The following is a 10,069-nucleotide window of genomic DNA, read 5'->3' as shown; positions in this document are numbered from 1 at the left end:
CGGTGGTGGGCAGTTGGGGCGGCGTGTGAGTGCTTGACGTTCCACGCGCACCGCGTCACCCCGGCCTTGAGCCGGGGTCCATCTTGAGGTTGTGGGGCAAACGGTCATCTCAGGATGGATCCCGGCTCAAGGCCGGTATGACACCGAGGTTGGGGCGGGGCTGTGGCGCTGGTTGCCGCAAAGAAAAAGGGCGCCCAGTGGGCGCCCTTCGGGTTTTTTGTTGGGAGCGGTCACTTGATTTCGGTGATGCGGCCGTCGGTGTAGGGGGTGTATTCGCCGCCGAGTTTGGCGATGTAGTCGGCCAGGACCTGTTCAAGCGGAGGGCCAAAATCGTAGGGGTTTTCACCCTCGGCGAAGGTGCCAAAGCCGTCGCCGCCGCCACGCACATAGTTGTTGGTGACGATGGTGTAGGTGGCGTCTTCGTCGATTGGGACCCAGGTATCGCCTTCGCCCTTGACCAGCACGTCGCTAATGCGCTCACCGACGGGCTTTTTGAGATCGAAGGAGTATTTGAGGCCAGCGACCTGCGAGAAGCGCCCGGCGCCGTTTTCGACATCGCTCACGCCATTTTCGAGGGCTTCGATGACCTCACCGCCGTTGATCTGCACGGTCGCCAGGGTGTTGGAGAACGGCAGCACGGTCAGCACGTCGCCAACGGTGATTTCGCCGGCGTCGATGGACGAGCGGATACCGCCGCTGTTCTGGAAGGCGATGGTGGCACCCTGATCGGCCACGCGATCAAGGATGGCGTCGGCGAGCAGATTGCCCATCGAGCATTCCTGAACGCGGCAGACTTCACGCGCGCCTTCGAGCTTTTCGGTGGTCGAGCCGATGACTTCGCTGGTCAAGTCGGCAATCGGGCCAGCCAAATCCGCCAGCTGGGCGGCGAAAGCTTCGTCGGCCTTGGCCGAGGCGTCGATCAGATAAGGCTGCCCCTCGGCCTTGATGACCTTGCCGGTGTCGTCCCAGGTAATGGCGATGTCGCCGAGATACTTGCCATATTGGTTGGCCTGCACCACGGGCACTTCAACGCCCTCGGGGTTTTTGACCAGAGTTGGGTAGGGGCCGGCGGCCTTTTCATCAGTGTTGCTGAGCAGGGTGTGGCTGTGGCCGCCGACGATGACGTCGACCAGTGGCAGGGCGGCTGCAACCTGCATGTCGACGGTGTAGCCGATGTGCGAGAGCAGGATGATCTTGTTGACGCCTGCCGCGTCTAGGGCCTCGGACGCGCCGCGTACATATTGAATGACGTCATAGAATTCGATGTCGTCGGTGGAGGCGATTTCGGGGGTGTCTTCGGCTGTGGCGCCGATAATGCCGATCTTTTCGCCACCGACTTCCACGACGATGGAGCCCTTGATCTTGCCGGAAAGGCTCGGATCGCGGGTAACGTCAAAATTGCCGCCGATGATGGGGAATTTGGCGGCTTCGATGAATTTGAGGAATTCGGCCGGGCCGTCGTCGAACTCGTGGTTGCCGGTGGCAACGACGTCGAACTTCATCTGGTTGAAGAAGTCGGAGACGACCTTGGATTTGTAGGTGGTGTAGTAGAGCGAGCCCTGGAAATTGTCGCCCGCGGAGAGCAGCAGCGTGTTGCCACCATCGGCTTCGATGCCGGCGCGGGTTTCGTCGATGATGGTCTTGAGGCGCGCTATGCCGCCAAAGCATTCGCCCTTGGCATCGGTCTCAGCGTCGCAGTTTGAATCGCTGCCGGTGATCGGGTCGAAGCGGGAATGGAAGTCGTTGATGTGGAGGATGTTGAGCGTGAAATCTGCGTAGGCCGCACCCGTAAATCCGGCGAAGAGGGTGAGTGCTGTAGCGCCGAGAAGTCGTCGTTTCATCTCTGATATCCCTTATGTGCTTGACGGGTCGTTTTACTCCGTGGGCAGGCATGCCCGGCTTCCGAGCAGTAGGGACGCATTGGCCCCAAGCCACGGCGAACGGTCAGTTAAGCAGGCTTTTGTGACAGGCGAAAGGGCGGCAGGATCGCCCCCTGAGGTGCGGGCATGCGTTGTCGGGTTCCAATAGCTGACCAGTCAGGTAATCTCTGCGCCGTTTGATTTGCGGAGTTTGAGCATGAAAAGCGCATTGATCGTCTATGGTGGCTGGGCGGGACATGAGCCCGACGAATGTGCCGCAATTTATCGGCGCTGGCTGCATGAGGACGGTTTTTCGGTGCGCATGGCGACTGAAACCAGCGCTTTTGCCGATCCCTCAATCCACGATCTGTCACTGATCGTTCCGATCTTCAGCGCGGGTAAAATCGAAAAGGCCGAGGTGGAAAATCTGGTCAAGGCGGTTGAGGGCGGCGTTGGCCTTGCCGGGCACCACGGCGGCATGACCGGCACATTCCGCGACGCCGTGGAATACCACTTCATGGTGGGCGGCCAATGGGTGGCCCATCCCGGCAACATCATTGATTACACGGTCGATATTGCCGACCCGATGGACCCGATCATGGCCGGGATCAAAGCCTTCGCCTACACGTCCGAGCAGTATTACATGCATGTGGACCCATCCAACCAGGTGCTGGCCACAACCACGTTTTCGGGTGAACACGCGCCGTGGATCGAGGGCGTGAAAATGCCGGTGGTGTGGAAACGCCATCACGGCAAGGGACGGGTTTTTCATTCCACGCTCGGCCACAAGGCCAAGGAATTTGAGAACGTCGAGATGGCAACAATCCTGCGACGCGGCATGAACTGGGCTGCGCGCGACGAGTAGGCTTGCCGCCCGGGCTACCAACGCAACAGGAAGCGCCCGGCCACGGCTCCGATGATGGCGACGACGGCGATGCCCAATGTGTACCAGAGGGCCAGGAACATGAGGCCGTTCTCGTCGCAGTGGAACGAATAGATCGAGGCACCGATGCCGCCGGACATGATGCCGGCGGCAAAGCCCGCCAGCGTTGGCCGGCCCGGGGCAAAGCGGCGGAGGGCCGCGAGCGCTGCGGCCAGAACCGGCAACGACAGCACGACCACATAGAGCGGGCAGACCAGCGCCGATGAGCCGATGATCAGCGGCATCATGTTGTCTGGCCCGGCCAGAATGAGTTGGGTGAACCCGGCGACGACCATTCCAGCCAGCACCAGCAAAGCGGCGATCCAGGGCCAGCGGATGTGGCCATCTGGACGCGACAGGGCGAGCGTTGCGACAAGGCCGAACAGCGCCAAGGCGGCGGTGTAGCCGAGCTTGGTCCAGAACATCATGTTGCCGAAAGCAGCGCTGATGTCGGGACGCAGTCCCAGCCAGATCAGCATGAGACCGGCGGACACCAGCAGGGCGGGGACGAGCACGGCGATCAGCAGGCGGCGCATCGCGGTGGGCCGCACGGGCTTTAGATCGGCGGTGAGGCGGGCGATCAGCTCTTCGGTCATTTCGGCCCCCCGGCGAAGCGGGCGACGAGGGCCTTCATGCCGCGATGGATGGAAACCTTGGCGGCGGTTTCGCTCATGTGATTGGCGGCGGCCGCTTCGGCAATGGAAGCGCCATCGAGCCGCGTGCGCCGAATGAGGTCGCCGGTGCGCGGTGGGACCGTCTCGAGCACCACGTCCAGGTCGTGGCGCGCCAGAGCATCGGCATTGTCGTCATGGGCAAAAATCGGGGCATCATCCTCCAGCGGAACGGTCAGCCGGATCGACTGGCGGCGGACGTGATCGACGAACTTGTGGTGGGCAACCGCATGCAGCCAGGCCGTGAAGGGGCGCGTGCGATCATAGGTCATGCGCCTCGTATGGATGGCCAAAAGCGTCTCCTGCACAAGATCGTCGGCGTGGGGTGCGAAAGCCGGGGTGAGCCGCCGGACGAAATAGGGGCGCAAATGGCGGCCGAGTTCGTCCAGCAACGACCGATAGGCCGCAGCATCGCCATCGAGCGAGGCGAGCATCAGGGCTCGCAATCGCATCTCGGTTGAATCAGTGCGCATTGCTCATCATTCGTTGCCCGCGCGCAAAAGGTTACACTGATGGGGAGCGGATGGCGCAGGCCATCGGGATCACGAGGCAGTGAGGGCGTAACGTCTCGGGGGGAGCGCGCGAATGAGGGGTATTGGCCGCGCCACCCGGCGTGGCTGTTTCAGGAGATCGAGAATGTCCCTTACCCTTCGCTCGCTGACCTTTGTCACTCTGTCTGGACTGGCCTTTGCAGCTCCTGCTGTTTCTGCGCAGGATGCCATGGCGCCCGCCGTGAATGCGATGGCGCCAATGGCTGGCGACGCTGACATCACCCAGTGCCTGGAGCAGGTGGCGGGGATTACCTTCGCCGAAGTCAAACAGGCGGCCAGCGCGGCGTGTCGCAACTTGCACAATAACGCGATGGGCAGTGACGCCATGGCCCCAGCCGATACAATGGCGCCCGCAATGGACGCGATGGCACCCAAGCCATAACATTGTCGTGATAGCGTGCGTTCGTTCCGCTTGGCGCCGTTGCTACACCATGCGGGACGAATGCCTTTCCCGATGAGGGGATGCCGATGAGCGAAAACAAAGAGCCTGCATCTGCCAAGGGGCCGCTGATCTATCGTCAGTCGATCTTCACGCGGGTGACCCATTGGACCTGGGCCATCTGTCTGTTTTTCCTGCTGCTGAGCGGGCTGCAGATCTTTAATGCGCACCCCAATCTCTATATCGGCCAGCAATCGGGCTTCGAGTTCGACAATTCGGTGCTGCGCATTGGCGCGGTGAATACCGATGCCGGGCCGCGCGGGCAGACGACGATTTTCGGGCAGACATTCGACACGACGGGCGTTTTGGGGATGAGCGGCACGGCGGAGCGGCCGGTGTTCACGGCCTTTCCGGGCGCGGTGACCATTCCGTCCTATCGCGATCTGGGCACGGGTCGCGTGGTGCATTTCTTTTTTGGCTGGGTGTTTGTGGCGACCATGTTCGTGTGGTTCCTGGCCAGCTTCATCAATGGGCACATAAGGCGCGATATCGTGCCGCGCGGGGCCGATATCAAAGGCGTTCCGGGCGATATTGCCGACCACGCGCGGCTGCGGTTTCACCACGGGCGGACTTATGGACCGCTGCAGAAGTTAAGCTATTTCGCCGTGTTCTTTGTGCTGTTCCCGCTGATCGTGGCGACGGGGCTAACGATGAGCCCGGGCATGAACTCAATCGCGCCCTGGATGCTCGATCTGTTCGGTGGGCGGCAGACGGCGCGGACCATCCACTTTGTGGTGATGACCCTGCTGGTGACGTTCTTCGTGGTGCACATCCTCATGGTGGTAGCCGCCGGCCCGCTCAATGAGCTGCGCTCGATGATCACCGGGTGGTATCGCACCAGCCCCGGCACGCCTGCTGCCAAGGGAGACAAGCCATGACCGGCATTATTACGCGGCGCAATTTTCTGCGTGGCTCTGCTGTGGTCGGATCGGGGCTGATCCTGGCCGGTTGCGACCAGTTTGATTTTCTCGGGCAGCGCGACAATGGCGTGCGGAAGGTGTTGGAGCAGGCCAATGTGCTGACCTATCAGGCGCAGCGGCATTGGATCGGCGCGCAGACGCTGGCGCGGGAATACTCCGCCAGCGAAATCCGACAGGGCCAGCGGCCTAACGGGTCGACCAACCCGACGACGCCAGAATATCTGGCGCTGCAGGCTGGTAACTTCTCGACCTACAAGCTGACGGTCAAAGGCATGGTGGACCGCGAGGTGAGCCTCACGCTCGACCAGTTGCGCAATATGCCGGCGCGCAGCCAGATTACCCGGCATGATTGCGTCGAGGGGTGGAGCTGTATCGCCAAGTGGACCGGCACCCAATTGGGTCCGGTGCTGGATATGGCGGGCGTGAAGCCGGGGGCGCGGTTCTGCGTCTATCATTGTTACGACAACATCCAGCGCACGCTGGCGGGCGATATTCTCTACTACACCAGCTCGGACCTGATCGACGCCTATCACCCGCAAACTATCCTCAGTTACGGGCTGAACGATCAGGTGTTGCCGGTGTCCAACGGCGCGCCGATCCGTCTGCGGATTGAGCGGGCGCTGGGCTACAAGCAGCCGAAATTCCTCCACACCATCGAGCTGGTCGATGACCTGTCACAGTTCGGGTTGGGGCATGGCGGCTATTGGGAAGACACCGGCTATGACTGGTATGGCGGGATCTGATCCCGCCATCGCGTGTCAGTCGGCAATGGTCTGGTCGGCGGCGTCGATGACATCGGAGAGGGTGTTCAGCTCTTTTGCATAGGACGCGTAGGTGCGCAGCCAAAAGGCGGGCCAGCGCGCGACCTGTCCGGCTTTCACCGCAGCGATGCGATCGGAGAGCGGCTGGTCGGCCAGGGTCTTGAGGTCGACATCGTTGAAGCTGTCCGTGACGAGGACCAGATCGGGCTGGTATTTCGCCGCGTTTTCCCAGCTCAACTCTTCAAAGTAGCCTTCGGCGAAAGGGGTGTCCGGGATGACCATTTTGAGGCCCCAGCTCATGAAGTCGGATAGCTCTGATGAGGTCGAGGGCACGGCGACGTAGAGATTTTCCGGGTAGGGAGAGACGGCCATGACCAGAAGATCAGGCTTGGCGGCGACGCTGGCCTTGAACCTTGTGACGGCGGACTCAAAGTCCGCCTTCTGCGCGACAATGGCGGGACTGGTGAGATCGGCCCCAAGCGCTACGGCCAGTTCCTCATAGTCTTCCATCAGCCCGAGTGCGGAACTCCCCTGAGCGGGGCCGACAATGGGGGCAATGGCGGCGAGGCGATCACCGCCATATTGAGGGGCGGCGGCTCCTCCATAGGCGTTATCGAGCGGCCACCATTCGGAAATGATGAGGTCAGGCGAAACGGCCAGAACGCTCTCGGCGCTGAGGGTTTCATAGGACGTGCCAAGGATTTCGATGCCGGTGAGGTCCACATCCTTGAGCGCGCGTTCCTGCTCCAGAGGGTAATCGAGGAAAATGGCGACGGGGCGAATGCCGTAGGCGATCAGCGCGGGGGCGGCGCGGCCATGGGCCACAATGCGGCTGGGCATTTCGGGCAATGTGGTGGTTTTGCCTGAGCCGTCGGTATAGCTCCACTCTGCGGCAAAGCCGGTCGTTGTGGCGAGAAGCGCAAAGGCAAGCGTCGTCAGGATTTTTGGCATCGGACCGTCCCCCAAAAGAATAGGGGTCCAATGCCAAAAATAAGATGATATTTCAAGTCATATTACCTGATCGAGTGGCTGCGCTCGATGAGGGCGGTGAGCTTGTCGATCTCGGTGGCGTAGACGGCGGGGCTGCGGATCCATTCGGCGGGCCAATCGCCGAGCTGGTTGGCCGTAACGGCGGGGAGGCGCTGTCCCAGGGGATTGTTGCGGATGACGTCATAGGGCGAGGTTTCCCAGCGGTCATCGAGCAGGATGATATCGGCTGGGTAGGCGTTGGCGTTTTCCCAGGCGACGGTGAGGTAGCTGGTGCCGGGTGTGGCCTCGGGCGAGAGGAGATTGATACCCCAGCCGGCGAAGTCCGACAGCTCGCCGAAGTCCGCGGGGATGGCGATGGAGAGACCGGAACTGCTGGGAGAGACGGCCATGATTGCAAGGTCTGGCTTGGCGGCGGTGATGGCCTTGAGCGCGTCGATGGCGGTGGTGAGGCGGGCGCGATCTGCCTTCAGTGCAGGTGTTTCGGTGTCGGCACCAAGGCTGAGGGCGAAGTTGCGATAGGCGTCGAGCATGTCGACAATGGAATTGGTGCGGGCAATGCCGATGGTGGGGGCGATGGATTCCAGCCGGTCGGCCATGGCGCCTTCGGCGGTGCCGCCCTGATAGGTGTGCTCGGCTAGGGAATACTCGGTGATGATGATATCGGGATCGAGATTGAGCACGGCCTCGGCGTCGATATCGAACCAGCCTTTGGAGAGGACCGGGATATCGCTGACGTCGAGCCCATCAAGGGCGCGATCGAGCGAGGGTGGGCCGTCGCGCAGGATGCCGATGGGGCGAATGCCATAGGGGATGAGCGCCGCCGCGACGCTGGAATGGGCGATGATGCGGAGCGGGACTGCGTCAAGCACCACTGATTTTCCCGCGCCATCGGTGTAGCGCCATTCGGCCGCGAGAGCTGGCATGGCGAGGAGCGAGAGGAGGAGGGCGAGGCGGGGGAGGGCTGTGAACATGGGGCATAGTACCACCGTGTGCGCTTGAGCGCAGGGCGTTTTCGGCGCTCGGGGCGCGATGTTGATCGCCGAAATGGGGCTGGCATAGAGGCTTACGCAACCCGGCCACGCGCGGCGGCCTATGCAAAGACCTTGCTATTTCGGGGTCTTTCGGCCATATAGGCCCCATCGTCACCGGCGCATGGACCTTCAATGGATCCGCTGGCGCCAGGAATTTGGTGACGGACTTCACTTCTTATCCCCTGCGGTGAGCGGCGAAGTCAGCCCGGAAACAGTATGTCCGGGTTCGAGCCAGCACCCGCGCGATATCTCCCTTTGTCGCCCGATTGCACCTGTTGACCCGCTATCCGCAATGCGTGGGTGGCGACATGCGCGCTGCATTGTTCTGCGCGCTGCCATGCGCGTTTGCGCGCAGAAAGACGAAACAATTGACCGATTTTATTTCCCTCGGCCTGCCCGCCATCATCACCGACAGCCTGACTGCCGCTGGTTTTACCGAGCCGACCAAGATCCAGGCGCAAGCCATTCCAAAGCTGCTTGAAGGCAAGGACATGATGGGCATTGCCCAGACCGGTTCTGGCAAGACGGCTGCTTTCGGCCTGCCTATCCTTGCTGGCCTTTTGACCCTGACCGGTCGTCCGCGCCCGCTGACTGCCCGTGCCCTGATCCTTGCGCCAACGCGTGAGCTGGCCGTGCAGATCGACGAAAACATCCGCAAGTTTGCGGGTTCCAAGATGAAGCTCGACACCGTGCTTCTGCTCGGTGGCGTATCGCGCTACCATCAGGTCAAGCGCCTGGAACGCGGCGTCGACATCGTTGTCGCCACCCCAGGTCGCCTCAAGGACCTGATGGATGACGGCAAGATCCGCCTCAACGAAACGCGTTGGCTCGTCCTCGACGAAGCCGACCGGATGCTCGACATGGGCTTTATCGCTCCCGTGCGTCACATCGTGAAGGCCATCGGCATCAAGCGTCAGACCATGATGTTCTCGGCTACCATGGCGCCAGAGGTGGCTGATCTCGCCCGCACCCTGCTGCAGGACCCAGTGCGCGTCGATGCGTCGGTTGCCGGTTCCACCGTGGTCAAGATCGACCAGCGCGTGATCCTGTCGGGTGCCAAGGCAAAGCGTGGCGTTCTCAACCAGCTGCTGGGCAGCGAAGAAGAGAACATGGAACGCGTGATCATCTTCTCGCGTACCAAGCACGGCGCTGACCGCGTCGCCAAGAACCTCGAGCTCGACGGCCACAAGGCTGCGGCCATCCACGGCAATAAGAGCCAGAACGCCCGCCAGGCAGCCCTTAAGGGCTTTGCCTCGGGTGATGTGCGTATTCTGGTTGCGACCGATATCGCCGCGCGCGGTATCGACGTTCCCGGCATCACTCACGTGGTGAATTACGAGTTGCCAGACGATCCGGAGAACTATGTTCACCGCATCGGTCGCACGGGTCGTAACGGCGCGTCGGGCGCTGCCATCACCCTGTGCGATGGCACCGAGCGCGGCAAGCTGCGCGATGTGGAACGCCTGATCCGCCGCACGCTTCCCTATTCGGGCGACCTGCACCTGGCCAACGACACCGGCGTCAACGAAGCGCCGCGTTCGGCCTACAAGAAGCCAAGCGGTGGTCGTCCTGGCCCACGCACGGCCAAGAACCCACGCAAGGACCAGACGGACCGTCGTTCGCCTGCCGAGCGTCGTCCATTTGCCGAGTTCTCCAAGGACGCAGCTGGCAAGAGCCAGCCGCACCGTCAGCCATCGGATACGCCACGCACGCGTCCAGCTGCGGCGGCAGCCGAAGGTCAGCCAGCGCGCGCCGTTCGTCGCGACATGGAAACCGGCAAGCCAATGGCTGGCAACAAGCCGGCCGGCGCCAAGCCTGCTGCTACCAAGCAGCGCTGGGGCAAGACCCAGAAGGATGCCGTGCGCTCCAATGGCCGTTCCAACGCCGACCGCTCGCGCGGCCGCGTCGCATAAGCTGAGCTTGCA

General features: G+C 62.1%; 10 protein-coding genes. 5 read left to right on the top strand and 5 right to left on the bottom strand.

Translation table 11 applies throughout. The features are described 5' to 3' along the window. Nucleotides 1-230: 230 nt before the first annotated feature. Nucleotides 231-1,841: a bifunctional metallophosphatase/5'-nucleotidase gene (locus WH87_RS13195; RefSeq protein ID WP_046137336.1), complete on the bottom strand. Its 1,611-nt coding sequence runs from the start codon at nt 1,839-1,841 to the stop codon at nt 231-233. Nucleotides 1,842-2,076: 235 nt separating this feature from the next. On the opposite strand from WH87_RS13195, the gene WH87_RS13190 reads away from it, so the two are divergent. Beyond that, nucleotides 2,077-2,724 (top strand): ThuA domain-containing protein, encoded by a 648-nt coding sequence (locus WH87_RS13190; RefSeq protein ID WP_046137337.1) that lies wholly within the window; start codon nt 2,077-2,079, stop codon nt 2,722-2,724. 14 nt (nt 2,725-2,738) lie between these two features. Here the strand turns inward: WH87_RS13190 and WH87_RS13185 are convergent, their stop codons facing one another. Both WH87_RS13185 and WH87_RS13180 read right to left on the bottom strand, forming a co-directional pair. After that, nucleotides 2,739-3,377, bottom strand: coding sequence for a DUF1109 domain-containing protein (locus tag WH87_RS13185; protein ID WP_046137338.1), 639 nt, complete (start codon nt 3,375-3,377; stop codon nt 2,739-2,741). Continuing rightward, the gene (locus WH87_RS13180) at nt 3,374-3,925 is read right to left on the bottom strand and encodes a sigma-70 family RNA polymerase sigma factor (RefSeq protein ID WP_281175259.1); all 552 of its coding nucleotides are present in this window, start codon (nt 3,923-3,925) and stop codon (nt 3,374-3,376) included. The genes WH87_RS13185 and WH87_RS13180 overlap by 4 nt, the downstream gene beginning before the upstream one ends. A 163-nt stretch (nt 3,926-4,088) precedes the next feature. On the opposite strand from WH87_RS13180, the gene WH87_RS13175 reads away from it, so the two are divergent. From WH87_RS13175 to WH87_RS13165, 3 genes are all read left to right on the top strand, one after another. Then, nucleotides 4,089-4,385 carry a hypothetical protein gene (locus tag WH87_RS13175; protein WP_046137339.1) on the top strand — a complete coding sequence of 99 codons (297 nt, stop codon included), beginning with the start codon at nt 4,089-4,091 and terminating at the stop codon, nt 4,383-4,385. A gap of 86 nt (nt 4,386-4,471) precedes the next feature. Continuing rightward, nucleotides 4,472-5,320, top strand: a complete 849-nt coding sequence (locus WH87_RS13170) for a cytochrome b/b6 domain-containing protein (RefSeq protein ID WP_407060046.1) — start codon at nt 4,472-4,474, stop codon at nt 5,318-5,320. Then, a complete protein-coding gene (locus tag WH87_RS13165; protein WP_046137341.1) occupies nt 5,317-6,105 on the top strand; it encodes a molybdopterin-dependent oxidoreductase in 789 nt (262 codons plus the stop codon). Before WH87_RS13170 ends, WH87_RS13165 begins: the two co-directional genes overlap by 4 nt. Nucleotides 6,106-6,120: 15 nt before the next feature. Here WH87_RS13165 and WH87_RS13160 read toward each other — a convergent pair whose 3' ends face one another. Together WH87_RS13160 and WH87_RS13155 are read right to left on the bottom strand one after the other, a co-directional pair. Beyond that, nucleotides 6,121-7,074: an ABC transporter substrate-binding protein gene (locus tag WH87_RS13160; RefSeq protein ID WP_046137342.1), complete on the bottom strand. Its 954-nt coding sequence runs from the start codon at nt 7,072-7,074 to the stop codon at nt 6,121-6,123. Nucleotides 7,075-7,136: 62 nt separating this feature from the next. Beyond that, complete coding sequence (locus WH87_RS13155) at nt 7,137-8,084, bottom strand: ABC transporter substrate-binding protein (RefSeq protein ID WP_046137343.1); 948 nt, start codon at nt 8,082-8,084, stop codon at nt 7,137-7,139. A gap of 428 nt (nt 8,085-8,512) precedes the next feature. Here WH87_RS13155 and WH87_RS13150 point away from each other — a divergent pair, with 428 nt between their 5' ends. Then, complete coding sequence (locus WH87_RS13150; RefSeq protein ID WP_407060045.1) at nt 8,513-10,057, top strand: DEAD/DEAH box helicase; 1,545 nt, start codon at nt 8,513-8,515, stop codon at nt 10,055-10,057. Nucleotides 10,058-10,069: the final 12 nt, after the last annotated feature.

Origin of the sequence: Devosia epidermidihirudinis, from assembly GCF_000971295.1 — a bacterium.
Lineage (GTDB): Bacteria > Pseudomonadota > Alphaproteobacteria > Rhizobiales > Devosiaceae > Devosia > Devosia epidermidihirudinis.
This window is presented reverse-complemented; position numbering and strand designations above follow the sequence as displayed.

Excerpts from the sequence above, each read along its gene's own strand:
- WH87_RS13195 (WP_046137336.1), bottom strand. The coding sequence starts at position 1,841 with ATGAAACGACGACTTCTCGGCGCTACAGCACTCACCCTCTTCGCCGGA.
- WH87_RS13155 (WP_046137343.1), bottom strand. The coding sequence starts at position 8,084 with ATGTTCACAGCCCTCCCCCGCCTCGCCCTCCTCCTCTCGCTCCTCGCC.
- WH87_RS13170 (WP_407060046.1), top strand. The coding sequence starts at position 4,472 with ATGAGCGAAAACAAAGAGCCTGCATCTGCCAAGGGGCCGCTGATCTAT.
- WH87_RS13160 (WP_046137342.1), bottom strand. The coding sequence starts at position 7,074 with ATGCCAAAAATCCTGACGACGCTTGCCTTTGCGCTTCTCGCCACAACG.
- WH87_RS13180 (WP_281175259.1), bottom strand. The coding sequence starts at position 3,925 with ATGCGCACTGATTCAACCGAGATGCGATTGCGAGCCCTGATGCTCGCC.
- WH87_RS13175 (WP_046137339.1), top strand. The coding sequence starts at position 4,089 with ATGTCCCTTACCCTTCGCTCGCTGACCTTTGTCACTCTGTCTGGACTG.
- WH87_RS13190 (WP_046137337.1), top strand. The coding sequence starts at position 2,077 with ATGAAAAGCGCATTGATCGTCTATGGTGGCTGGGCGGGACATGAGCCC.
- WH87_RS13165 (WP_046137341.1), top strand. The coding sequence starts at position 5,317 with ATGACCGGCATTATTACGCGGCGCAATTTTCTGCGTGGCTCTGCTGTG.
- WH87_RS13185 (WP_046137338.1), bottom strand. The coding sequence starts at position 3,377 with ATGACCGAAGAGCTGATCGCCCGCCTCACCGCCGATCTAAAGCCCGTG.